The sequence below is a fragment of the Kineosporia rhizophila genome (assembly GCF_021277265.1).
Classification (GTDB): Bacteria; Actinomycetota; Actinomycetes; order Actinomycetales; family Kineosporiaceae; genus Kineosporia; species Kineosporia rhizophila.
Map to the genome: position 1 here is coordinate 1 of NZ_JAJSOH010000028.1, position 26,236 is coordinate 26,236.

Consider the following 26,236-nt stretch of genomic DNA (forward strand, 5'->3'; position numbering starts at 1 on the left):
CCTGCTCGCCCCCGACCTGGTGGCGCGGCAGGAGATCCCGGCCGGGCACAAGGCGGTCCTGCGGGATCTGCCGGCCGGGGCCGAGGTGCGCAAGTACGGTCAGGTCATCGGTGTGACCACCCGCGAGGTGCAGGCGGGCGAGCACCTGCACACCAGCAACCTGGCCTTCGTCGACGGGGGCGCCGCGTCGGAATCCGCCGTCGGGCACGGTTCCACGCTGGAGCTGCCGGCCGGCCTGCGCCGCACCTTCCTGGGCTACCACCGCGGCGACGGCCGGGTCGGCACCCGCAACAGCATCGCGGTGCTGACCACGGTGAACTGCTCGGCGGGGGTGGCCAAGGCGATCGCCCGCCGCACCGACGAGCTCGTGCGCACGGAGACCGACGGCTCGGTCGACGGGGTGGTCGCCCTCACCCACGGCACCGGCTGCGGCATGGCCAACAGCGGCCCGGGCTGGGACATCCTGCGCCGCACCCTCACCGGCTACGCGCGCCACCCCAACATCGCCGGCCTGGTGGTGGTCGGCCTGGGCTGCGAGATCAACGAGATGTCCGGCGTACTGTCCGATCTCGATCTCTCGCCCGAGGTCCCGGTGGTCTCCTACACGATTCAGGACGCCGGTGGCACCAAGGCGGCCGTGGCCAGGGGAGCGGGCGTGGTGCGGGAGATGGCGCAGTCCCTGGCCGGGCTCCGACGCGAACCGGCCGGGGTCGAGCACCTCGTCCTGGGCCTGCAGTGCGGGGGCTCGGACGGCTGGTCCGGCCTGACCGCGAACCCGGCCCTCGGGGTGGCCAGCGATCTGCTGGTCGCGGCGGGCGGCACCAGCATCCTCGGCGAGACCCCCGAGATCTACGGCGCCGAGGTGCTGCTCATGCGCCGCGCGGTCAGTGAGCAGGTCTCGGCGGACCTGCGCGAGCGGATCGAGTGGTGGCGCGAGTACACGGCCTCGCTGGGCACCACCCTCGACGGCAATCCCTCCCCGGGCAACAAGGCCGGCGGCATCACCACCATCCTGGAGAAGTCGCTCGGGGCGGTGGCCAAGGCCGGCCACAGCCCGCTGTCGGCGGTGGTCGGCTACGGCGAGCAGGTGCCCCGGCCCGGGCTGGTGTTCATGGACACGCCCGGCTACGACCCGGTGTCGGTCACCGGCATGGTGGCCGGCGGGGCGAACGTGCTCTGCTTCACCACCGGCCGCGGATCGGTGCTGGGCAGCCGCCCGGCGCCCACCCTCAAGCTCGGTACCAACGCCGAACTGGCCCGCACCATGGCCGACGACATCGACATCGACTGCTCCGGCATCGTCGAACAGGGCCTGGACGTGGCCGACGTGGGGCGGCAGATCTACGACCGGGTGCTCGACGTGGCCTCCGGCGAGCCCACCCTCAGCGAAGAACTCGGCGCCGGGCAGGAAGAGATCGTGCCCTGGCAGATCGGAGCCGTGCTGTGAAACGACTTTCCCCTGAGGCGCTCGACCGCGGGGAGCACGAGTTCGGGCCGCAGGCTCCGGTCGGCATCGTGCACCTCGGCATCGGCGCGTTCCACCGTGCCCACCAGGCCGTGTACACCCAGCTCGCGGCCGCGCCGGGGGAGTGGGGCATCTGCGGGGTCACCCAGCGCTCGGCCACGGTCGCCGAGCAGTTGCGGCCGCAGCAGGGCCTGTACTCGGTGCTCGAACGCGGCCCGCAGGGCGTCCGCCTCGATGTGATCGACGTGGTGCGTGACGTGGTCGACGGCAGCAGCGAGCCCGAGCGCCTCACCGAGCGCCTGGCCCAGGAACAGGTGCAGGTGGTCACGCTGACCATCACCGAGAAGGGCTACCGCCCCGGCCCGGGCGGCGCCCTCGACCGGCTGATCACCGGCCTGGCCGCCCGCCGGGCTGCCGGGGGCGCGCCGCTGACCGTGCTGTCCTGCGACAACCTCAACGGCAACGGCGAGGTGCTGCGCGAGCTGGTCCTCGAGCACAGCCCGGCCCCGCTGGCCGCCTGGGTGGCCGACCACGTCCGTTTCCCCTGTTCCATGGTCGACCGCATCGTGCCGGCCACCACCGCCGCCGACCGCGCCGAGGCCGCCGAGCGTCTCGGCCTGCTCGACGAGGCGCTCGTGGTGGCCGAACCGTTCCGGCAGTGGGTGATCCAGGACGACTTCGCCGCCGCCCGCCCGGCCTGGGAGAAGGCCGGCGCCGAACTGGTGGCCGATGTGGCCCCCTACGAGCGGCGCAAGCTGCGGGTGCTCAACGGCGCCCACTCCCTGCTGGCCTACCTCGGCGCCCTGGCCGGTCACACCACGATCGCCCAGGCCGCCTCCGACGACGCCCTCGCCGCGGCGGCGTGGCGCCTGATCGAGGAAGACGTCGCCCCCACCCTGGCCCCCGACGGCCTGGAGGTTCTGGAGTACGGGCGCACGGTGCTGCAGCGCTTCGGCAATCCGGCCCTGCCGCACCGCACCGTGCAGGTGGCCATGGACGGCAGCCTCAAGCTCGGCCCCCGCCTGCTGGGCACCATCCGCGACGCCCGCGCGGCCGGCCGCCTGCCCCAGGCCGCGATCCTCGGCGTCGCGGCCTGGATGGCCTACGTAGAGGCGACCACCCACTCCACCGGCCTTCCCCTCGACGACCCGCACGCCGACGTCCTCAGTTCTGCTGTTACCGCTGCCCCCGACAGTGCCGCGGGGCTGGTGGAGGCACTGCTGGGGGTGGACGAGGTCTTCGCCCCAGACTTACGGGACGACGGGGAACTGCGGGCCGCGTTGGTCGAGCAGGTTCAGGTGGCGCGAAGCTGGCGCCGCAAGGGGTAGGTCAGGCTCCCGGCGTGCGGGGGTTCGCGTCCGCGTGCCAGGGAGCCGATATCGTGATCAGTTCATGGACATGGACCGGCGGTTGCAGGCAGGACGCCCTTTGCGCATTGCGCTGCTGTCGTACCGCAGCAAGCCGCACAGTGGCGGGCAGGGCATCTACGTCCGGCATCTGTCCCGTGAGCTGGTCACGCTCGGCCATCAGGTCGAGGTGTTCTCCGGACCGCCGCTGCCGGAGCTCGATCCGGGGGTGCGGCTGACCCACCTGCGCAACCTCGACCTGTACCGCGAGCCCGATCCGTTCCGTACCCCGCGGCTGCGTGAGTTCCGCTCGCCGGTCGACGTGCTGGAGTGGGGGCTGATGTGTACGGCGGCGTTCCCGGAGCCCCTGACCTTCTCGCTGCGGGCGTGGCACCATCTGCGCTCGCGGTTGGGCGAGTTCGATGTGGTGCACGACAACCAGTCGCTGGGCTACGGGTTGCTGGGGTTGCGGGCAGAACTGGCGCGGCGGGGGATTCCGCTGGTGGCCACGATTCACCATCCCATCACCGTCGATCGTGACCTGGAGCTGGCGGCGGCGCGGGAGGCGGGCGACCGGGCGAAGCAGTTGTCGCTGCGGCGGTGGTACGCGTTCTGCCGGATGCAGGGGCGGGTCGCGCGGCGGCTTCCCTGGCTCACCACCGTCTCCCAGGCCTCGCGCGACGAGATCGTGCGGGCTTTCGGGGTGCGCGCTGAGAAGTTGCGGGTGATCGGGGTCGGAGTGAACGAGGAGACGTTCGCCCCGACCGCCGGCCCGGAGCCGGTGGCCGGGCGGGTGGTGGCGGTGGCCAGCGCCGACGTTCCCCTGAAGGGGCTGAACGACCTGATCGAGGCGGTTGCCAAGGTGGCCGTGGAGCGGCCGGTGGAGCTGGTCGTGGTGGGGGCGGCGCGGCCCGGTGGGGCGGCTGATCAGGCCATCACCCGGCTGGGGCTGAGCGGTGTGGTGCGTTTCGTGAAAGGGCTTACGGACGAGGCGCTGGCGGCTTTGTTCCGCAGCGCCCAGGTCGCGGTGGTTCCCTCGCGCTACGAGGGGTTCTCGCTGCCGGCGGTGGAGGCGATGGCCTGCGGTGTGCCCCTGGTGGTCACCACTGCGGGCGCGCTGCCGGAGGTGGTGGGGCCGGACGGGCTGGCCGCCCTGCACGTGCCCTCCGGGGACGTGGACGCCCTGGGCCGCTCGATCGGGCGGCTTCTGGACGATGCCGCCCTGGCCCGCCGGCTGGGCGAGGCCGGAAGGTCGCGGGTGGTCGAGCAGTTCACCTGGCGGCTGACGGCCAGCCGTACGGCGCAGTGGTATTCGGACGCGATCGCGGCCGTGGGTTCCTGATGTGTTCGACGAGCGGAATGGTAGGGCGGGGTAGGTGCTGACGCTGGACTACGACCGGCTGGACGTGCAGGCCGGGATGGATGTGCTGGACCTGGGGTGCGGTGAGGGCAGGCACACGTTCGAGGCGTACCGGCGCGGCGCGCACGTGGTCTCGCTCGACCTGTCGCACAAGGACCTGGCCACCACCCGCACCTGGACCGGCGCGATGGACCTGGCCGGGGAGACGCCGGCCGGTACCCGCACCGCCCCGGTCGTCGGTGACCTGCGCACCCTTCCGTTCCCCGACGCGTCCTTCGACCGGGTCATCGCTTCGGAGGTGATGGAGCACATCGAGGACGACGCAAGTGCGGTGGCCGAGCTGGCGCGGGTGCTGAAACCGGGTGGCCGGGCGGCGATCACCGTTCCGCGGTGGCTGCCGGAGCGGATCTGCTGGGCGTTGTCGGACGAGTACCACGCCAACGAGGGTGGGCACGTACGCATCTACAAGGCCTCGGAACTGGCGTCGCTGTGCCAGGACGCGGGCCTGCAGCACACCGGCACCGCCCACGCCCACGCCCTGCACAGCGTGTACTGGTGGCTGAAGTGCGCGGTCGGCGTGAACCGGGACGCGGCCGTGGTGCGCGCCTACCACCGGCTGCTGGTCTGGGACATCGTGAAGAAGCCGCGCACCACCCGGGTGCTGGAGGCGGCGCTGAACCCGCTGATCGGCAAGAGCGTCGTCCTCTATCTGCACAAGCCGGCGTGAGCCACACTCTTCCGGTACTGCCTCAGGCTGCGGACCTGCTGGAGACGGCGCACAGCATCGCCGCGGTGCAGCTTCCGGGCGGAGCGGTGCCGTGGGAGGCCGGCGGGCAGGTCGACGCCTGGGACCACGTCGAGTGCCTGATGGCGCTGGACGTGGCGGGCCTGAACGACCAGGCGCTGGCCGGTTACGAGTGGTTGCGGCGCGAGCAGCGTGCCGACGGCAGCTGGGCCGCCCGCTACGCAGCGGACGGATCGGTCACCGACGCGACGGCCGAGAGCAACCACGCCGCCTACGTCGCGGTCGGGGTGCTGCACCACTGGCTCAGCGGGGGTGGCGACGAGTTCCTGGCGCGGATGTGGCCCATGGTCCGCCGGGCCCTGGGATTCGTTCTGGGGCTGGCCAATCCGAACGGCACGATCGGCTGGGCCCGCTCACCCCAGGGTTCTGCCGATCCCACGGCCCTGCTCACCGGCTGCTCGAGCATCCACCACGCTCTTCGGTGTGGGGCCCGGATCGCGCACCAGATGGGACGTCTGGACGTTGCGGGCGAGTGGGAGCGCGCGGCGACGCGTCTGGCTCTGATGATCAGTGGACACGGCAGCCCGGTGACCCTGCTCGAAAAGTCGCGCCAAACGTCCGTTTTTGCTGATCGTAACCGCTTCTCGATGGACTGGTACTACCCCGTGCTCGGGGGCGCACTGCGTGGCCAGGCCGCACTCGAACGACTCTCGGCCGACTGGGAACGGTTCGTGGTGCCGGGCTGGGGAATCCGGTGTGTGGACGACCGGCCCTGGGTCACCGGGGCCGAGACCTGCGAACTGGCCCTTGCCCTGGCCGGCGCGGGCGACCTGGGGCGGGCTGCCGAACTGGTCGCCGCCATGCAGCATCTGCGCGAGAGCGACGGCTCCTACTGGACAGGGCTGGTGCTCGAGGACGGCAAGCGCTGGCCGGTGGAACGCAGCACCTGGACCGGCGCGGCGGTGGTGCTGGCCGTCGACCTGATCGGCGGTGGGCGGGCCACCGCCGATGTGTTCGGCCACCGGTCGGCCGAGGACGACGACCTGGACGGCGTCGCGTCCTGACCGGCCTCCTGAGGGCTGATTCAGGGTTTGCGGCGCAGCAGCCGCAGCGAGTGCGTCCCTTCCAGTTCCTCGTAGGCGCCGGTGGCGAGGGCGGCCTGGTACATCCGGTACGGGGCCTGGCCGCCGTCGTCCGGATCAGGGAAGACGTCGTGGATGGCCAGGGTGCCGTTCGGGGCCAGGTGCGGGGCCCAGGCGGCCAGGTCACGCTGCGCCGACTCGTCGGTGTGGCTGCCGTCGATGAACAGGAACGCCAGCGGGGTGCTCCAGATCGCGGCCAGGGTCTCGCCGCGGGCGACCACGGCCACCACCACGTCCTCTGCGTCGGCCTCGGCGATGGTGCGGCGGAACGCCGGGAGGGTGTCGATGCGGCCGAGCCCGTCGAGCAGGCCCGGGTCGTGGTACTCCCAGCCGGGCTGGTGCTCCTCGGAGCCCCGGTGGTGGTCGACGGTGACCACCTGGGTTCCGCGCTGCCGGGCGGCCGCGGCCAGGTACAGCGCCGACTTGCCCATCCAGCTGCCCACCTCCAGCAGCGGCCCCTCGGCGCTCGCGGCCAGGGCGGCCCGGTACAGGGCCTGGCCCTCGTGCGGCGGCATGAAGCCCGGGGCGGCCTGGGCGGCGGCGAGCAGGGCGGTGGGCGAGGCCATGGCGTGAGGATAGGGGAGCCCCTGGTGCAGGGGTTTGTCCGGTGACCGGGGCACTGCGCATAGGCTGCGGACCATGGCTGGGAACCTGACCCGAGACGAAGCAGCACAGCGTAGCCGACTGCTCACCGTCCACTCGTACGACGTCGAGCTCGACCTCACCACCGGGCCCGAGACGTTCCGCTCCACCACCCTCGTGCGGTTCACCTCCTCCCAGCCCGGCGCCACCACCTTCGCCGAGATCGCCGAGGCCACCTGCCGCGAGGCCGACCTGAACGGCACCCCGGTCACCGCCGACCCGCACGGCCGGATCACCCTGGCCGGCCTGGAGGCCGAGAACACGCTGCGGGTGGTCGCCGACTTCGCCTACTCCGGCACCGGCCAGGGCCTGCACCGCTTCGTCGACCCGGTGGACGATCGGGTCTACCTGCACAGCCAGTTCGCCACCGCCGACGCCCAGCGGGTGTTCGCCTGCTTCGACCAGCCCGACCTCAAGGCCCGCTACACCTTCACGGTCACCGCCCCGGCCGACTGGGAGGTGGTCTCCAACTCGCCCGAGACCGCGGTCGAGCCGGTGGCACAGGGCCGGCGGTGGCGCTTCGCCGAGACCGAGCGCCTGTCCACCTACCTGGCCGCGATCGTCGCCGGGCCGTACCACGTGGTCTCCGGCGAGTACCGGGGTGAGGTGGACGGCGCCGAGGTGGTGATCCCGCTGCGCACGCTGTGCCGGCAGTCACTGGCCCCGCACTTCGACGCCGAGGCCGTCCTCGACGTCACCCGGCAGGGCTTCGGCTACTTCCAGAGCGCGTTCGGGATGGCCTACCCCTTCGGCAAGTACGACCAGGCCTTCGTGCCCGAGTTCAACCTCGGCGCGATGGAGAACCCCGGCTGCGTCACCTTCACCGAGACGTACGTGTTCCGCTCGCGGGTCACCGACGCCGAGTACGAGAACCGGGCCGCGACGATCCTGCACGAGATGTCGCACATGTGGTTTGGCGACCTGGTCACCATGCAGTGGTGGGACGACCTGTGGCTGAACGAGTCGTTCGCCACCTACGCCGCGGCCAGCGCCATGGTCGGGGCCACCCGCTGGAGCGACGCCTGGGTCACCTTCGCCGACAACGCCAAGGCCCGCGCCTACCGGCAGGACCAGCTCAGCACCACCCACCCGATCGCGGCCGACATCGTCGACATCCGCTCGATGGAGGTGAACTTCGACGCGATCACCTACCACAAGGGCGCGTCGGTGCTGAAACAGTTGGTGGCGACGATCGGCCAGGAGACCTTCTGGGCGGCCCTGCGCCGCTACTTCGCCCGGCACGCCTGGGGTACCGCCACCCTGGCCGACCTGCTCGCCGCGCTGACCGAGGAGACCGGCCGGGAAATGAACGGCTGGGCCGCCGAATGGCTGCAGACCACCGGCCCGAACACCCTGCACGCCGAGTTCACGCTGGACGAGTCCGGCACCTACAGCAGCTTCGCCGTGCTGCAGACCGCCCCGCCGGAGCACCCCACGCTGCGCTCGCACCGGATCGCGATCGGCCTGTACGACGAGAAGGCCGGTGCCGTGGTGCGCCGGCACCGGGTCGAGCTGGAGGTCTCCGGCGCCCGCACCGAGGTGCTGGAGCTGATCGGGCAGGCCCGCGCCGACCTGGTGCTGGTCAACGACGACGACCTCACCTACGCCAAGGTCCGCCTCGACGAGGCCTCACTGGCCCTGGTCACGGCCCCGGACGGGCAGGGCGTGGGGCGCATCGGCGACCCGCTGGCCCAGGCCGTGTGCTGGACGATCGTCTGGGACATGGTGCGCGACGCGCAGTTCCCGCCCGGGCGCTACGTCGACCTGGTGCTCGAGAACGTGGGCACGGTGCCGAACGCGGTGGTGCGCCGCACGCTGCTGAACCAGGCCGTCACCGCGGCCAAGCGGTACCTGGAGCCCTCGGCCCGCGCGCAGAAGCTTCCCGAGCTGGCCGCCGTGACGCTCGAACTGGCCCGGTCCGTCGGTGCCGGATCTCCCGAACAGCTCGCCTACGTGCGCGCTTTCGCCGCCTCGGCCTCGGCGCCCGAGCAGCTCGACCTGGTCGAGGCGCTGCTCGAGGGTACCGACAGCGAGACCGTGCCGGGTCTGGTCGTGGACACCGACCTGCGCTGGAGCCTGCTGCTGCGCCTGGCCACCACCGGCCGGGCCACCCAGGAGCGCATCGACGCCGAACTGCAGCGCGACCTCACCGACAAGGGGCGCTCGCAGGCCGCGGCCTGTTCCGCGGCGCGTCCGGCCGCAGAGGCGAAGTCGGCCGCCTGGAAGGCGATCACCTCGGGCACGCAGCCGCTCGGCACTCTGCAGTCGGCGCTGGTTGGGCTGCGGGCGGCCGAACACGGCGAGCTGGTGCGTCCTTTCACCCAGGCGTACTTCGACGTGCTGGTCAACGTGGCCGCGGTCTGGCCGAGCGAGCGCACGCAGGCGTTCGCCGAGGACGCCTATCCGGCAGCGGCCGAGACGGCGGCCGAGGCCCTCGCGCTGACGGAGCAGTATCTGGCCGAGGCGCAGCCGCCGTCGTGGCTGCGCCGGCTGGTGCTGGAGGGGCGCGACGAGCTGGTGCGGGTGCAGAAGATTCAGGGCCGCTGAGCGGGAGCCCCTAGCCGGGGGCGTGTGCGGGCAGCTACGGTTCGGTTGCTACGCGCAACGCCGTCGGTGGGTCAGTGTCGACCATGGGGGATCGCATGTCCGTACGCTCCTCGTCCCTGAGTGCTCTGGCCGTCCTGGCCGCGATCGGTCTGCCGCTCGGGGGCATGGCCGCTCTGGAGCGCGACCGCCCGGCGCCCCCTGAACAACAGGTGGTGCAGGCGGCCGGGACGGGACGTTCGGACGTGATGGCCAACCTGTTCGAGTGGAACTGGACGTCCGTGGCGAAGGAGTGCACGAACGTCCTCGGGCCCTCTGGTTACGCCGGCGTCCAGGTCTCCCAGCCCGCCGACTCGCTCAAGCGCACCAAGCTCGGCGACGGTAGCGACACCGTGCTCCATCCCTGGTGGGAGATCTATCAGCCGGTCTCGTACGAGCTGGCCGGGCGGATGGGCACCGAGGCCGAGTTCCGGGCCATGGTGAAGACCTGCCGGCAGGCCGGGGTGAAGGTCTACGTGGACGCCGTGGTGAACCACATGACGGGGCAGGGATCGGTCTCGTACGGCGGCCGCTCGTACTCGCACTTCGAGTATCCGGGACTGTACGACGCGGCCGACTTCCACCAGAAGGGCACCGACTGCCCGTCCGCCACCGGTGGTATCGACGACTTCAACAACCTGCAGCAGGTGCTGAAGTGTGAGCTGGTCGGTCTCGCCGACCTGCGTACCGACCGGCCCGAGGTGCAGAAGGAGCTGGCCGGCTACCTGAACAAGCTGCTCGGCTGGGGAGTCTCGGGGTTCCGGGTGGACGCGGCCAAGCACATCGGCCAGGCCGACCTGATCGCCCTGCAGAAGAAGCTGCGCGACACCGTGGACGGCACCCGCCCCTACGTGGCCTTGGAGGTGTTCGGTGGGGGACCGGGCATCCTCTCGCCGCACGCCTTCACCGAGGCGGGCTCGGCGGTGCTCGGGCTGGACGCCGACATCCAGCTGAAGAACGCGTTCAAGAGCTACCCGGAGAACGCCACCGGCAGTCTGGCCACGTTGCAGGGGTTCGGTGAGGGCTCCGGGCTGACGCCGAGCAGGAAGACGCTGAGCTTCGTGCAGAACCACGACACCGAGCGCAACGGCGACTCGCTGAACTACAAGGACGGCGCGACCAACGTGCTGGCCAACCAGTTCCTGCTCGGCTACGGCTACGGAACCCCGCAGGTGTACAGCAGTTTCGCGTGGGAGACCACGGATGCCTCGCCGCCCGCGGACAAGGATGGGTACATCACCGACACCGACTGCACCTCGAAGGCGTGGGTGTGCGTGCACTCGGACCCGGCGGTGACCGGGATGGTCTCGTTCCACAACCACGTGGGCCGTTCCCCGGTGCGTAACTGGTGGGACGACGGCGGCAACCTGATCGCCTTCAGTCGCGGCAAGGCCGGTTGGATGGCTCTGAACAACGACAAGCAGCCGCGTACGGCCACTTTCGACACCGGGCTGCCCGGGGGCACCTACTGCGACGTCACCACCGGCACGGTGAAGAAGGGCAAGTGCTCGGGCTCGACGGTCCAGGTGGGCTCGGACGGGCGGGCCAAGGTCACCGTGAAGGGCAAGAGTGCGGTGGCGTTCACCAAGGCCGACCGCCTGTAGGGCTCGGGCGCTGGCAGGGACTTCGGCGCTGGTAGGACTCCGGCGCTGGTAGGGACTCGGGCCTTTATGTCCCGGCTGCCCCGGCATCATCTGCACGGCTCTCCCGACACGCCGAGCTAATTACCTCTCTGTAATTCGCGCTCTACCTAGAGTCACCCACGCCACGTCGGGGGATGTGGGGGACTCTGGGGGAGTGCGGGCATGCGCGCGTGGCATCGGTTGCTCGGTGATAACAGGCTGGCAGCCTGGGTAAGTGGACGGGTTCGGGGCGAACCAAGCACGGACGTCGGTGGCCACGGTCCGCTCGATCGACCGGGTCGCTCAGGTGGCCCGGTTGGGTCGCCCGATCCTGGTCGCTTGGGTGGCTCGGTCGGGTTGCTCGGTTCTGGTCGCTCGGGTGGCTTGGTCGGGTTGCCCGGTTCTGGTCGCGCGGAGGGTTCGTCCGGGTGGCCCGCTCCTGATCGGGCGGACGGCCGGGATGGGGTGCCTGGTTCTGGTCGCGCGGGTGGCCGGGTTGGGTTGCCCGGCCTCGGTCGCGCGGGTGGCCGGGTCGGGTTGCTCGGTTCTGGTCGCGCGGTTCGCTCGCCCGGGTTTCCTGGTCCTGGTCGAGCGGACGGCCGGGGCAGGTTGCCCGGGTCTGCTCCGGCGGCGGGGTCGGGTGGGCTCGGTCGGCTGGGCGGGATGCGTCGGGCGACGGCCCGGGGTCTGGCTGCGGCGCTGGTCGCCGGGGCCGTGGTTCCGGTTGCCGCGCAGCCGGGTTCGGCGTTCACCGGCACCGTCATCTCCAATGCCAACGTGCTCAACGGCAGTGTCGCCCTGCTCGGGGCGGCCAACGTCAACATCGCCAGTGTGATCGCCTCGCAGTACCCGGGCACCACCAGCAACTCGGCCGTGAACACCTCCGGTCTGGGCCTGGACTCGGTGCTCTCGGCCGGTGTGCTGCAGAGCGCGGCCACCGCCGATCCGCTCTACGACCGGGCCAACTCCAGTGCCGAACTGGCCAACCTGAACGTGGCCAGCGGCCTGGTGCGGCTCGGCCCGACCCAGTCGCAGTGCGCGGCCACCGGCAGCGGTGTCACCGGCTCCGCCACCGTGACCGGCCTGCAGCTGGGGGGCGGGCTGAATCTGGGGGCGGCGATCCCGGCCGGGCCGATCCCGGTCAACTACACGATCCCGCTGACCGTCACTGTGCTCGGTGCGCCGGTCTCGGCCGGGTCGATCATCCTGAACTACCAGAGCACCTCCAGCCAGGGCGCCGGGCAGTACGCCCGGAAGGTGGTCGCCGTGAGGGTGTCCATCAACGTGGCCGGCCTGGCCGCGGTGAACCTGGACGTTGGCACCAGCGAGTGCGGCACCACCGTGCCGCCCACGCCCGCGGTCACGGGGATCTCGCCGATCCGGGGCAGCGAGGCGGGAGGCACCAGCGTCACGGTCACCGGCACCGGCTTCCTCGGCACTACGGACGTGCGGTTCGGCTCGACCAGCGCCACCAGCTACACCATCAACTCGCTGACCAGCATCACCGCGGTCGCCCCGCCGGGCACGAGCACGGTGGACGTACGCGTGGTGAACCCGACCGCCAGCTCCGCCAACACTGCCGCGGACGACTACACCTACGTCCCCAAACCGGTCATCACCGCGATGAATCCGACGCGCGGCCCGACCGCGGGCGGCACGAGCGTGACCATCACCGGCACCAATCTCACCGGCGCGACCGGCGTCAGCTTCGGCGGTACCGCCGCCACCAGTTTCAGCGTGGACAGCGCCACGCAGATCACTGCGGTGGCCCCGGCCGGCTCGGCCGGTCCGGTGGACGTGCGGGTGAATACGTCCGGCGGCCAGTCCGACGTGGTCACGGCCGATGAGTACACCTACGTCGCGGTTCCGACGGTCTCCGGGCTCTCCCCGTCCGTGGGTGATCTCGCCGGTGGAACGAGCGTCACCATCTCCGGTACCGGGCTGGCCAACGCGACGGCCGTGAAGTTCGGCAACGCAAGCGCCGCCATCACCGCGAACACCGGCACCAGCATCACGGTCACCGCCCCGGCAGGCTCGGCCGGCACCGTGGACGTCGCGGTCACCACCGCCGGGGGGACGTCGGCCAACACGAGCGCCGACAACTTCACGTACGTCACCCAGCCCACCGTGACGAATGTGGCGCCTTCCAGCGGCCCGAGTGCCGGGGGTACGTCGGTTACCATCACCGGCACCGGGTTCGCGGGTCTGACCGGGGCCGCGGCCGTGAAGTTCGGCAACGCCAATGCGACCAGCTACACGGTGAACTCGCCGACCAGCATCACCGCCATCGCCCCGGCGGGCACTGCCGGCACGATCGACATCACCGTCACGAACCCGTCCGGCACCTCCAGCGCCTCGGCCGCCGACCAGTTCACCTACATCGCTCTGCCCACGGTGACCAACGTCAGCCCGTCTGCCGGGCCGACGGCCGGCGGTACGCCGGTCACCATTACCGGTACGGGCTTCACCGGTGCGAGCGCGGTGAGCTTCGGCGCGGGGAACAACGCCTCGGCGTTCACCGTGGTCAGCCCCACCCAGATCACCACCACGGCTCCGGCGCACTCGGCCGGAACGGTCGACGTCCGGGTGCTCACGCCCGGTGGCACGTCGGCCGACACCAGCGCCGACAACTACACGTATGCGGCCGCGCCCACGGTGAGCGGTATTTCGCCGTCAGCCGGTCCGGTGGCCGGGGGTACCAGCGTCACCATCACCGGTACCAACTTCACCGGGGCCAGCACGGTGCGTTTCGGCGGCGTGGACGCCACCAGTTACACGGTGAACAACTCCACCAGCATCACTGCCGTCACTCCTGCCGGCGCAGCCGGCCCGGCAGCCATCGCTGTGACCACCGCCGGTGGCACGGTCACCACCAGCGGAGCCAATCGCTTCACCTACGTGGCGGCTCCGGTGGTGACGTCGGTGACGCCTGATCAGGGGCCGGCCCTGGGGCTGCCGGTGACCTCGGTGGTGATCCGGGGCAGCGGATTCAGCAACGCCAGCGCGGTCAGCTTCGGGGGCACGAACCCGCTGGCCTTCACCGTTGACAACGACACCCAGATCACCGTGCCGGTCCTGCCGGGCCATCCGACCGGGCCGGTGTACGTGCGGGTCAGCACGCCCAACGGCGGGATCAGCGCCCAGGACCCGGGATCGGTGTTCACCTATCGCGGTGCCCCCACCCTGACCACGCTCAGTCCCACCAGTGGTCCGGTCTCCGGCGGCACGAGCGTGACGATCACCGGTACCGGGTTCACTGGTACCACCGGCGCGGCGGCGGTGAAGTTCGGTGCCACGAACGCCACCAGTTACACCGTGGACTCGGACACGCAGATCACTGCGGTGGCTCCGGCCGCGCCCTTGGGGCTGGCCGGACCGGTGAATGTCACGGTGACCACGCCCATCGCCGCCACCCTCAACCTGGCGGCCACGTTCACCTACGTGGCTGCGCCGACCGTGTCCGGGCTGCTCCCGGCCTCCGGGCCGGAGGCCGGCGGGACGAACGTGGTGATCACCGGTACCGGTTTCACCGGGGCCACCAGCGTCACCTTCGACGGTGTCCCGGCCGACGGGCCGATCACCGTCTCCAGTGACCTGAGCATCACCGCCAAGGCGCCGGCTGGCACCGGAACGGCCCAGGTCGTGGTGACCGCGCCCGGCGGAACCTCTTCCACCGCAGGGGCGGGCAACGACTTCACCTACGTCGCCGCGCCGGCCGTCACGTCGTTGTCGCCCAGCAGCGGCCCGGCGATCGGGGGTACCACGGTCACCATCACCGGCACCGACTTCACCGGCACCAGCAGCGTCACCTTCGACGGAACACCGGTCGTGTTCACCCAGTTCACGCCCACGACCATCACCGTCCCGCTGGCTCCCGCCCACGCGGCCGGGGACGTGGACGTCGTCGTCACCACCCTCAACGGTGGACCGGGCGCGCCCGCGACCTACACCTACCTGGGCGCGCCGACCCTGGGATCCGTCGCTCCCGCCCGCGGGCCGCTGGTCGGCGGTAACCAGGTCGTTCTGACCGGCACCGGGTTCAACCAGGCCACCGACGTCGACTTCGGCCTTCTCGCGGCGACGTTCACCATCAACTCGGACACCCAGATCACCGCCACGGCCCCGGCCGGCGTCGGCACGGTGAACGTGACGGTCTCCTCGGGCCTGGGCAACACCTCGAACTCGCGCTCGTACACCTATGCGGGCGTGCCCACGGTGCTGACGCTGTCCAAGAACACCGGGCCGATCGGCGGGGGCACGCCGGTGACGCTGACGGGCACCGGATTCACGGGGGCCACCGAGGTGAGGTTCGGCACGACTTCCGTGGTGCCGACCGTGAGCAGCGACAACAGCCTCGACGTGCTCGCCCCGCCGCACGGGGCAGGCACGGTTCAGGTGACCGTGGTGGCGCCCGGGGGTACGTCGGTGCCTCTGGCCCTGCTGAACGACTTCACCTACATCGCCCAGCCCGTGGTCAGCACGGTGAGCCCGGACGCCGGCCCGACCACGGGGCTGACCGCGGTCACGATCAACGGCAGTGGCTTCGACACGGTGAGCGGCGCTGCGGCGGTCAGGTTCGGCGGGGTCAACGCGGTCAGCTACCTCAAGGTCAGCGACTCCGTGATCACGGCGGTCACTCCGGCGCACGGTGCCGGCACCGTGGACGTCACGGTCACCACCGCCGACGGCGGGTCTTCTGCCCCGGGTACTTTCACCTACCTGGGGGCGCCGGCCGTGAGCGGGATCAACCCGAGCACGGGCCCGCTGGCCGGTGGGAACACGGTGACCATCACGGGTGCCGGGTTCACGCCCGCCAGCACGGTGAACTTCGGCCTGGCCGCGGCCACCAGCGTGGTGGTGAACAGTTCGAGCAGCATCACCGCCACCGCCCCGCAGTCCCTGGTGCCGGGCACGGTGAACGTGCGGGTGAGCACGGCGGGCGGCATCTCGTCGAGCACAGCGGCCGACGACTACACCTACGTGGGGACGCCGGTGGTCTCCGGGCTGTCACCGACAGTCGGCGGGGAGGCCGGTGGTGAGACGGTGAGCATCACAGGCACCGGGTTCACCGGCGTCACCGGTGTCGACTTCGGGGGAACGGCAGCCCAGTTCACCCGTCAGAGCGACACCCTGATCACCGCGAGCGCCCCGGCACACACGGCGGGCACGTTCAACGTGCGGGTGAGCACGCTGCTGGGCGGCACATCGGCGAACGCCCCCGCCAACGAGTACACCTACGTGCCCACCCCAGTGGTCGGCAACCTCACACCCACGTCCGGGCCGGTGGCCGGTGGGACGCTCGTGACCATCAACGGTTCCGGGTTCACCAACGCGACCGGTGTGCGCTTCGGCAACGTCCTGGCCGCGAACCCGAACGTGGTCAACGACAACCAGATGACGGCCGTGGCCCCCGGGGGTAGCGCGGGAACGGTCAGGGTCACGATCGTCGGGCCCTACGCTTCCTCGGCGAGCACCCCGGCGGGCGAGTTCACCTACCTGGACAGCCCGGTCGTCACCGGTGTCTCCCCAGACTCCGGCTCCGCCGCAGGGGGCACGGTGGTGACCATCAGCGGGACGGGCTTCACCCCCGGCTCGACGGTCAGCTTCGGCGCGACCCCGGGCACCAATGTGCAGTTCGTGAACTCCACGACGCTGCGGGCGAGCGCCCCCGCCGGGCCCGCGGGCCTGGTGGACGTCGCGGTCACCACCACGGGTGGCACGTCGTCGACGGCGGGCAGCCGGGACGACTTCCGCTACGTGGGGCAGCCGACGGTCTCGGGGGTGGCCCCGGCGGCCGGACCGCTCGACGGCGGCAACCAGGTCGTCATCACCGGTACCCAGTTCTTCGACGTGACCACCGTGACCTTCGGCGGTACCCCGGCCACCAACGTCACTCGTGACAGCGCCACCCAGCTCACCGTCACCGCCCCCGCGCACGCGGCCGGGCCGGTCGCCGTCGTGGTCACCACCTCAGCCGGCGGCGCCTCGGCGGCCGGGCAGTACACCTACCAGCCCGCGCCCACCGTCACCGGGCTCAGCCCGGCGTCCGGACCCGTGGCCGGCGGAACCCCCGTCGTGATCACCGGAACCGGCTTCACCACCGTCAGCGGCCCGGGCCGGGTCAAATTCGGCACCGAGAACGCCACGTACACGGTGGACTCGGACACCCAGATCACCGCCACCAGCCCGGCGATGAGCATGGCCGGAACCTTCCACGTCACCGTCACCGGCCAGTTCGGTACCTCCCCGGAGACCACGGCCGACCAGTTCACCTATGCCGGCCTGCCGACCCTGGGCGGCATCACGCCCAACCGGGGAGCGCTCGGCGGGGGCACACCGGTGACCGTCACGGGTACCGGATTCACCAGCGCCTCCCGGGTTTTCGTGGACGGCGTGGAGGTCACCCCGGTCACCTTCGTGGACGCGACCGAGCTGCGGTTCCTGACTCCCGCCCACGCGGCCGGGATCGGTCAGGTGAGCGTGCAGACCACCTACGGCACCTCGGGTTCGGTGAACTTCACCTACGTCGACATCCCGCAGATCACCTCGGTGACCCCGGCCGAAGGACCGGAGACCGGAGGGACGGCCGTGGTGGTGCGTGGTTCCGGGTTCGCCTCGGCCAGTTCGGTGCGCTTCGGTGGCGACACCGCCTCGTTCAGCATCGTCGGAGACACCGAGATCCGTACCACCTCCCCGGGCGGCACCGGCACCGTGAACCTGCGGATCACCGGCGACGGCGGGCTCTCGCAGATCAGCCCGGCCACGGCCTTCGAGTACCTCCCGGCCCCGACCGTCACCTCGATCGCACCGGCCTCGGGCCCGCTCGCCGGCCGGGCGGTGGTCATCACCGGAACCGGGTTCACCGGCAGCACCGCGGTGCGCTTCGGTGCCACCGCGGCGACCACGTTCAGCGTGGACAGCCCCACCCAGATCACTGCGACCGCCCCGCCCTCGGGTACTGCCGCCACCGTGGAGGTCGTGGTCAGCACGCCCAACGGTGACTCCGGCACGGCCGGGAACGGCAACGACTTCAGCTACGTGGCCGCGCCGGTGGTCGGCGACGTCACCCCGGACGCGGGCCCGCTCACCGGTGGCACGGTGGTCACGATCACCGGCAGCGGTTTCACCGGGGCGACCCTCGTGCGTTTCGGGTCGCTGCCGGCCACCCTGGTCACGGTCAGCACGGACGGCCTGATCACGGCCACCGCGCCGGCGCAGTCGGCGGGCGTCGTGGATGTGACGGTCACGGCTCCGGGCGGTACGTCGGCGACGAGTCCGGCGGATCAGTTCCGCTACCAGGGCCCGGCGGTGATCACTTCGATCACCCCGGACTCGGGCTCGGTCCAGGGCGGCAGCGCGGTCACCATCCGGGGCTCCGGCTTCAGCGGGACCACCCAGGTGTTCTTCGGTGGGGTGGGCGCGCAGTCGTTCACCGTCGTGGACGACACCACGATCACCGCGGTCACCCCGGCCGGTCTGGTGGGTGACCGCAGCGTGCGGCTGCAGACCCCGGCGGGTCTGTCCCCGGCGGCGACCTACACGTACGTGGCCGCTCCGAACGTCACCGGCCTCGACCCGTCCGTAGGCCCGATCGCCGGTGGCACCCGGGTGACCATCACGGGCACCGGATTCACCGGGGCCACCGCCGTGTCCTTCGGCGGCACGAGCGTGACCCCGACGGTCAGCAGCAACACCTCCCTGACGGTCACCACCCCGGCGCACGCGGCCGGCACGGTGGACATCACGGTCACCGGCCCCAACGGAACCAGCGCCCCGGACGCCAGCAGCCGCTTCCGGTACGTCGAACCCGGTGCTGCACCGCTGCTCTCACGGGTCGATCCGAACCGTGGACCGGCGGCCGGGGGCAACACGGTGACGTTGAGCGGGATCGGGTTCACCGGCGCCACCGCAGTGACGGTCGGGGGTACGGCCGCGCAGTTCACGGTGCTCAGCGACACCCAGATCACGGTGACGGTGCCGCCGGACGGTACCGGCACCCTCACCGTCCAGGTGACCACCCCGAACGGCACCAGCAGCGAGAACGTCGGCTACACCTACGTTCCGCTGTCGGAACTGCCGCGGGTGGACTCGCTGAGCCCGAACGTGGGCCCGGTCGCCGGTGGCACGGTGCTGACCATCAACGGGGCCCGGTTCGACGAGCAGACCATGGTGACGTTCGACGGCGTACCGGGAACCGGCGTGACGCTGGGCCCGGACGTCGGTGGGACGGGTCTGCGGCCGGTGGCACCGGCCGCGTTCCGCGCCGCCTACTCGAACTCGCTCAGCGTGGTGGCCCCGCCGCACCCGGCCGGCCCGGTGACCATCGAGGTCTCCAACGCGGCCGGTACGACCAGCTTCGTGCAGTCGTTCACCTTCATCCCGGTACCCTCCGCGACCACGTTCGCGATCGAGGTGCCGGCCGGGACCACCTCGGTCATCGCGCCGCGGGGCCCGGAGTACACCGGCCTGAAGGTGCAGGCCTGCGGCACCCCCACCGGCGGCGGCTCGACGCAGGTCGGCGCCGGCGACCTGGCCTGCGCGTACACCGCCCCGACGGAACCGGGGACGGACTCGTTCACGATGGACGTGGTCGACGTGATCGGGCAGCAGGCCACCCAGACCGTCCAGATCACGGTCGTGGAGGAGGGCGACGGCACCGGCGGAGGCGGCGGCAACAACGGGGGCGGCGACGGTAGCGGTACCGGCGGCGGGGGAGGCAACGACAACGGTGAGGGCTCGGGCACCGGGGGCGGCGGAGGCAACGACGGCTCAGGTCCCGGCGACGGTTCCGGTGACGGCTCCGGCACGGGTTCCGGCAGTGGCTCGGGCGCGGACTCGGGCGACGGGCTGGCCTTCACCGGCACGCCGTACTTCCTGGTGCCGGCCATCGCCTTCGGTTTCGTGCTGATCCTGCTGGGCAGTGGCCTGATCAGCCTCGACCGGCTGCGCAGCCGCCCGGGCAGGCGCAGGTAACGACCCGGCCGGGGGCATCTCCGTCTCAGGAGGGATGTCCCCGGCCGCCGCCCTGCCTACGGTGGAAGCGTGCTGAACCGGGTGTTGCTGGGGGTGGTGCGCCTGGCCGACGCGGCGTTCCCGTTGGTCCTGGCCCTCTTCCTGATGTCGTTGGTGGAATGGAGCACCACCGACAATTCGTCCGCGGTCCGCTGGGGTACGGCGCTGGCCGCCATGGTCGCGGGCCTGTCGCTGTACAAGCGGCGCACCTACCCGGTCCAGGTGATGGTGGCGAACCTGGTCGCGGGGGTCCCGCTGCAGCTTCATGCCCCCGAAGGCCTGTTCCCCTGGGGGGCGCTGGTGGCTCTGTGGGCCCTGAGCGCGCGCCGCCCGGTGGTCTACTCGCTGCCCGCGCTCGCCGGGGTGGTCGGGTTGACCTTGCTGGTGATGCCGCAGTCGGTCTTCCTGCGTGAGGACGTGGAGTTCGCCGTGATCGTGGCGGTGGCGGTCTGGGCCGTCTCGTGGGGCATGCGCAGTCACCGCCTGATGATCGAGCAGGCCGTGGCCCGTCAGGCCGTGGAGGACCAGTCCCGCCTGGCCCGGGACATCCACGACGTGATCGCCCACAGCGTCTCGGTGATCGTGGTGCAGGCCGCGGCCGCGGACGACGTGTTCGACCGCCGGCCCGAGCGGGCCCGTGAGGCGTTGCGCTCGATCGAGGCCACGGGCCGCGACGCCCTGACCGAGCTGAGACGCCTGCTGGCGGCCGGGCCGGGTCCGAGCTCGCCGGTGAACTCTGCGGTGAACTCGGCGGCTGCCGAGCCGTCCCAGGGGCCGGGGCGTCCGTGGGTGTTCCGTAGGTTCCAGGAGCAGGGCGCGGAGGCCGTGAAGCCGCTGGCCCCCCAGCCCACGCTGGCCCGCCTGCGTCCTGACATCATTTCCCCTCTCGAAGCGGCCGGTCTGGAGATCGACCTCGCTGTGGACGGGGACGTGGACGGGCTGTCCCTGGGAGTTCAGCTGACCGCGTTCCGGATCGTTCAGGAGGCCCTGACGAACGTTCTGCGTCACGGCGGGGGAGCTGGGGCGCAGGTGCGGTTGGACGTGGGGGACAAGGAGCTGTCCATCGTGGTGGAGAACGTGTGCCGCCGCCTGGATGGGGTGCGCCCGCCTGGGATTGCGGGCGCGGGACGGGGTCTGCAGGGGATGCGGGAGCGGGCGGCGCTGGTGGGTGGAGTACTGGAGGCAGGGGCTGTGGGGGACGAGGGATTCCGGGTGGTGGCGCGTCTGCCCGCTCACAGCGCGGTGCGTCTGTGAGCGCGCTGCGGGTGCTCGTGGCCGACGACCAGGAACTCGTGCGCAGCGGTTTCGGCATGGTCCTGGACGCCCGCGACGATCTGGAGGTGGTCGGTGAGGCGGCGGACGGGGCCGAGGCGGTACGCCTGACGGCCGAGCTGGTGCCCGACGTGGTGCTGATGGACGTACGGATGCCGGTGATGGACGGGCTGGAGGCCACCCGTCGCATCGTTGCCTCCGGCGTGGGCTCGCGGGTGCTGGTGCTGACCACGTACGACGTGGACGACGCGGTGCACGCCGCGCTGCGCGCCGGGGCCAGTGGTTTCCTGCTGAAGGATGTGCGCCCGGCCGACCTGGCCGAGGCGATCCGGGTGGTGGTGCGCGGGGATGCGCTGCTGGCGCCCTCGGTCACCCGCCGGCTGATCACCGAGTTCAACGCCCTCTCGCCCGGCGGCCCGCCGCCCGACCTGCAGGCCCTGACCGAGCGCGAGGTCGAGGTCCTGCGGCTGGTGGCCCTTCCGCTGTCGAACGCCGAGATCGCGGCCCGGCTGTGGATCAGCGAGGCCACGGTCAAGACCCACGTCTCGGCGGTGCTGCGCAAGCTGGGCCTGCGCGACCGGGTGCATGCCGTGGTCGCCGCCTACGATGCCGGGCTGGTTCATCCCCGGCGCTGAACGGCTCCGTCCCAGGACGGATGTGCGGGCACCGGCCGCGCTCCTAGCGTCGAGATCATGGACGTTCAAAGGTTCCGTCTCGCACCGGTCATCACCCTCGCTGTGCTGGCCCCGTTCTGCGCGGAGTATCTGCTGGGCGGGATCTCGCTGAGAGATCTGGTCAATCTTCCTTTTCTGATGCCGCTGTACGGAGCGGCGGCGGTGCTCATCCACGAGATCGTGCGCCGCACCGGCCGCGGCTACCCCACGATCGTGGGGCTGGGGGCGGCCTTCGGGACGTTCCAGGCGGGCCTGGTCGACGCCTCCATGTTCGATTCCGGCTACGGCGGCTTCGACCTGGCCGGACCGGTGGTGCCGTGGATCGACTGGAACATCTACTGGGGCATGGCCTTCGTGGTCAACCACGCCGTGTTCAGCATCGCCGTGCCGATCGCGCTGACCGAGGCCCTGTACGACCACGGGGAAGAGCACGGGGGAGAGCACGGGCCGTGGCTGGGGCGCACCGGCTACTGGTCCACGGTGGCCTGGCTGGGGGGAGGGTTCGCGCTGATCGGGACGGACGCCCGGGAGGTCGAGGACTACTGGCTGACGCTGCCGCAGCAGGGCTTCACCTTGCTGCTCGCGGCCGCCTTCGTGGTCGCTGCGTTCTGGGGGGACGAGGAACTCTCCCCATTGTTTGATAACAGGCCGTCGCAAGAACGAGAGTCCAAGAAGCGGAAGTCGCGCACGGACCCACCAAGAATCGAACAGTCCAGCGGGAGCCACAGGTCCAGCGGGGGCCACAGGACCAGCAAGGACCACAAGACCGGCCACAAGACCACGAAGGTCGAGGGAGCCGGCGGGTACCGCGAAGCCAGGTCGTTCCTGAAGAACCGCCGAATCGGCCGGGTCCACCGAGCCGGACACCCGCCCAAGGCGCCCTCTGTGAGCGTTACCTGGCTCGCCTCGTCCATTGTTCTGCTCCTCTTCAACCTCCTGCCCCCGAGCTGGCCCGGCGTCGCGATCGGGATCGCCCTGGCCATAACCACCCTCACCACCGGCCTGCGCTGGAGCCGGCGCACGGGCTGGAGCGAGCGCCATCGTCTGGCGCTGGTGGCCGGGGCCATCACGGTTGCCGCGCCGTTCGCGTTCGTCGTGGGCGACTTCGTGGGGGCGACGGACGGGGTGTCGATGACCGGGTACGCGGTGTTCGGGGTGCTGGGCGCGCTGCTGGTGGGGGTTGCGTTCCGGGCTCAGACACGCCGGGCGGGGTAGCCGTCGAGGGGTGCCCGGTCACGGAGGGTGGTCGGCCGATGGGGCGAATTCGATGCGCGGGCCTGCAGCCCAGAGGTGTTTGGACGATGGACCGAACATGGTGAACCCTGCGGCGCGGAGCCGAGGGCTAGCTGCGCTCGCTGTGCTGACGGCCGTAAGCGTGCCGGCTGCCACTCTGCCTCCGTACAGCGAGCGCGTCTCGTACTACACGTACCTGGTCGCGTTCGGCCTGTGCATGCTCCTGACCGTGGTGGCGGTGCGGCGGATCCCGGCCGTGCAGCGGGGGCCGTGGAACCTGCTGCTGCTGAGCTCCGCGTTCTGGGCCACGGGCGAGGTGTACACCGTGGTGGCCTTCGAGCAGGGGTGGGAGACCTATCCCTCGTTGGCGGACCTGGTCTATTTCTTCGGGTACTTCCCGATGGCCATGGCCGTGCTGCGCCTGGACCGTAAGGACATTCCGGGCCGGCGGTCGGGCTCGCTGCTGGACGCCGCGATCGTCTCGCTGAGTGTGGCCACGCTGGCCGTGACGTTCCTGGTCCAGCCGGTGGTCTCGGACAGTTCGCAGCCTCTGCTGGTGCGGGCGGTCTCCAGCGTGTACCCGTTGATCGACGTGATGCTGGTGTATCTGATCGCCCGTCTGCTGGGGGGCGACCGTACGCGCACGCGCTCGGTGCTGTGGCTGGCGACGGCGATGATCAGCACGCTGACCGCCGACGTGATGATGAACGTCCAGTCGCTGAGCAGCCTGCTGGGCTACACGGCGGTGCAGAACCTGCTGTGGCTGGCGTTCTACCTGTTCACCGGGTTCGCTGCCATGGCCATCGGCCGGCCCTCGCGGCAGGCTGAGCGGCAGGCGGAAGTACGGGCCGAGGAGTCCGGCGTCGATCTGGGGGCGCTGCGCTTGGCCGTGCTCACGTTCGCGGCGATGCTGCCCTCGCTGGTGATCATCACCTACGGTTCGTGGGACTCCCCGGACCTGAGCTCGGTGGTCCAGCTGGGGGTGGGCTCGGCGTTCCTGATCTCTCTGGTGGCGGTGCGGATCTGGGGGCTGATCCGGCAGTTGCGGCGTCAGGCCTGGCGGCTGGACGTGCTGGCGGCCACGGATCCGCTGACCAAGGTGGCGAACCGGCGGACCTGGGACGCGCAGATGAGCTCGACGATGCTGCGGGCGCAGAGCGGCGGGGAGCCGGGCGTGCTCCTGGTGGCGTTGCTGGACCTGGACCACTTCAAGGAGTTCAACGACTCGCACGGTCACCAGGCGGGTGATGATCTGCTGCGCCGTACCGCGCTGGAGTGGCAGGACGTGCTGGGGCCGGAAGGGCTGCTGGCCCGGTGGGGCGGCGAGGAGTTCGCCGTGCTGTTGCGCGCCGAGGACGAGATCGCCGGGTTGGCGCGGCTGGATGCCCTGCGCCGGGTCGTGCCGGAGGGTCGCACGGTGTCGTTGGGTGTGTCCCGGTGGGACGGGCGTACCCCGCCGGGCGAGCTGATGCTGAAGGTGGACCAGGCGCTGTACGAGGCGAAGGCGCGGGGGCGCAACCGGATGGTGGTGGCCGATGACAGCGGTGGGCCGGGGCCGGCCGAGCGGCCCCGGCCGGTCCAGGTGGCCTGAGATTCAGGCGTTGCGGGCGTTCTGGGCGAAGTCGAGCACGCCGTCGGGGTCGTACTTCTTGACCACCTTCCTCAGCCGGGTCAGGTTCTTGCCCCAGTAGGCGCTGCCCCAGTCGTTCTGGCCGGCGTTCAGGTAGTTCACGTACGAGCCGGGGCCGGTGAGCGGGGTCAGGGCCTTCTGCACGGCGAGCACGGCCGGGTCGCCGGTGGCGCTGGAGGTGTAGATCTGCACCGAGGCCAGGGCCTTGCGGTGCACGAAGGCGGTGTCGGTGGGGGACAGGTCGGCCACCTCGCCGCCCAGGGAGTCCAGCAGCAGGACCAGCCCGCGCCGGGCGGCCATGAGGTCGGTGACCTGCTGGGCCTGGGCGGTGCTGAGCGTGCCCTTGAGCACGCGCGAGGCGGCGCGGAACTTCTCCCGGCCGGTGTTCTGGCCCGCGAAGTGCTGCATGGCCCCGAGGTAGGTGTAGCTCCTGACGGTCCTGGCCGTGGGGTCGGTGCCGACGGCGGCGATCAGGGTGCTCAGGTGCGGGGGCAGTTTGGACGGGGTGCCCACGAAGGTACCCACGATCCGGTTGCGTGCGGACGGGTCGGTGGCGGTGCCGCTGTTGATGTGGCAGACCGAGGAGATCGCCTTGGGGGCGGTCTCGATCCACTGGCTCCAGGCGCTGAGCGCGGCCGGGGTGGCCGGGTTGGGGAAGGTCAGTGAGAACACGGTGACGGTGGGCGCGGCGACGGTGGCGAAGGTCAGGTCGGTGACCACCCCGCCCTGGCCGCCGCCCCCGCCGCGCAGGGCCCAGAACAGGTCGGCGTTGCGCTTGGCGTCGGCCCGCAGCAGTTCCCCGCCGGCGGTGACGACGTGCGCGGAGGTGAGGTGGTCGCAGGTCAGGCCGTAGGGGCGGGACAGCACGCCGATGCCGCCGCCGAGGGTGAGCCCGGCGATGCCCACGCTGGGGCAGGATCCCCCGGGCAGTGCGCGGCCCCGCGCGGCCAGCGCGGCGTAGACCTCGGACAGGCGGGCGCCCGCTCCGATCTGGACGGTGCCGTCGTCCTTGATCGTGATCTTGTTGGCCCGGCTCACGTCGATCACCAGGCCGCCGTCGGGCGTGGAGTACCCGGCGTAGCTGTGGCCGCCGGAGCGTGGGGCGATCGGGATGCCGTGCCCGGCCGCGCGGGTCAGGCAGCGTTTGATGTCGGTGCGGCCGTTGACCATGGCGATGGCTGCCGGGGTGCGGGGGCCCAGGGCGCTGTTGTACGGCAGCGCGGCCTGCGCGTAGGCCGGGTCGCCGGGTAGGTACAGCGAACCGTCGAGGGCCTTGCGCAGGCCGGGCCAGTCGACGTCGCCCGCGCCCTGCAGGCCGCCGGCGAGTGCTGCGCTCGAGCCACCGGCGATGGTGAGGGCGGCCGCGCCCCCGAGGGAGAACAGGTTGCGTCTGCTCAGGCCCTTGCCGCTGCGGGGTGCTGTGGTCATCAGGCCCTCCTCCGTCCGTGCTCGTGCGGTGCTTTCCCGCCGGTGATCATTTTGGATGCAGGCGGGACCGGAAAAGTTCGCC

Annotated in this window: 14 protein-coding genes; 12 read left to right on the forward strand and 2 right to left on the reverse strand. The window is 71.3% G+C overall.

Translation table 11 applies throughout. The features are described from left to right. The 5 genes from LWF15_RS28765 to LWF15_RS28785 all read left to right on the forward strand — a co-directional run. A partial coding sequence (locus LWF15_RS28765) for a UxaA family hydrolase (protein WP_232814097.1) occupies positions 1–1,447 on the forward strand: 1,447 nt, incomplete at its 5' end. After that, entirely contained in the window at positions 1,444–2,793 is a 1,350-nt protein-coding gene (locus LWF15_RS28770) for a mannitol dehydrogenase family protein (protein WP_232814098.1), read from the forward strand. The genes LWF15_RS28765 and LWF15_RS28770, both read left to right, overlap by 4 nt. Before the next feature lie 100 nt (positions 2,794–2,893). Next, the gene (locus LWF15_RS28775; RefSeq protein WP_408624245.1) at positions 2,894–4,153 is read left to right on the forward strand and encodes a glycosyltransferase family 4 protein; all 1,260 of its coding nucleotides are present in this window, start codon (positions 2,894–2,896) and stop codon (positions 4,151–4,153) included. A 34-nt stretch (positions 4,154–4,187) separates the two neighbouring features. After that, positions 4,188–4,898, forward strand: coding sequence for a class I SAM-dependent methyltransferase (locus LWF15_RS28780; protein WP_232814100.1), 711 nt, complete (start codon positions 4,188–4,190; stop codon positions 4,896–4,898). Further along, positions 4,895–5,980, forward strand: a complete 1,086-nt coding sequence (locus LWF15_RS28785; RefSeq protein WP_232814101.1) for a glucosidase family protein — start codon at positions 4,895–4,897, stop codon at positions 5,978–5,980. The genes LWF15_RS28780 and LWF15_RS28785 overlap by 4 nt, the downstream gene beginning before the upstream one ends. Positions 5,981–6,000: 20 nt before the next feature. Here LWF15_RS28785 and LWF15_RS28790 read toward each other — a convergent pair whose 3' ends face one another. Beyond that, entirely contained in the window at positions 6,001–6,624 is a 624-nt protein-coding gene (locus tag LWF15_RS28790) for a class I SAM-dependent methyltransferase (protein WP_232814102.1), read from the reverse strand. Positions 6,625–6,697: 73 nt separating this feature from the next. Here LWF15_RS28790 and pepN point away from each other — a divergent pair, with 73 nt between their 5' ends. From pepN to LWF15_RS37905, 7 genes are all read left to right on the forward strand, one after another. Beyond that, positions 6,698–9,247: an aminopeptidase N gene (pepN, locus tag LWF15_RS28795; RefSeq protein WP_232814103.1), complete on the forward strand. Its 2,550-nt coding sequence runs from the start codon at positions 6,698–6,700 to the stop codon at positions 9,245–9,247. A gap of 95 nt (positions 9,248–9,342) precedes the next feature. Then, positions 9,343–10,887 (forward strand): alpha-amylase, encoded by a 1,545-nt coding sequence (locus LWF15_RS28800; protein WP_232814104.1) that lies wholly within the window; start codon positions 9,343–9,345, stop codon positions 10,885–10,887. A 681-nt stretch (positions 10,888–11,568) separates the two neighbouring features. After that, on the forward strand, positions 11,569–19,878 hold the full coding sequence (locus LWF15_RS28805; RefSeq protein ID WP_232814105.1) for an IPT/TIG domain-containing protein: 8,310 nt from the start codon (positions 11,569–11,571) through the stop codon (positions 19,876–19,878). 69 nt (positions 19,879–19,947) lie between these two features. After that, positions 19,948–21,171, forward strand: coding sequence for a sensor histidine kinase (locus LWF15_RS28810; RefSeq protein WP_232814106.1), 1,224 nt, complete (start codon positions 19,948–19,950; stop codon positions 21,169–21,171). Continuing rightward, positions 21,168–21,824 (forward strand): response regulator, encoded by a 657-nt coding sequence (locus LWF15_RS28815; RefSeq protein ID WP_232814107.1) that lies wholly within the window; start codon positions 21,168–21,170, stop codon positions 21,822–21,824. The genes LWF15_RS28810 and LWF15_RS28815 overlap by 4 nt, the downstream gene beginning before the upstream one ends. A gap of 57 nt (positions 21,825–21,881) precedes the next feature. Beyond that, complete coding sequence (locus tag LWF15_RS28820; RefSeq protein WP_232814108.1) at positions 21,882–23,078, forward strand: hypothetical protein; 1,197 nt, start codon at positions 21,882–21,884, stop codon at positions 23,076–23,078. A 160-nt stretch (positions 23,079–23,238) separates the two neighbouring features. Next, positions 23,239–24,687 carry a GGDEF domain-containing protein gene (locus LWF15_RS37905; protein ID WP_232814109.1) on the forward strand — a complete coding sequence of 483 codons (1,449 nt, stop codon included), beginning with the start codon at positions 23,239–23,241 and terminating at the stop codon, positions 24,685–24,687. A 3-nt stretch (positions 24,688–24,690) separates the two neighbouring features. Here the strand turns inward: LWF15_RS37905 and LWF15_RS28830 are convergent, their stop codons facing one another. Further along, the gene (locus LWF15_RS28830) at positions 24,691–26,154 is read right to left on the reverse strand and encodes an FAD-binding oxidoreductase (RefSeq protein ID WP_232814110.1); all 1,464 of its coding nucleotides are present in this window, start codon (positions 26,152–26,154) and stop codon (positions 24,691–24,693) included. Positions 26,155–26,236 lie beyond the last annotated feature (82 nt).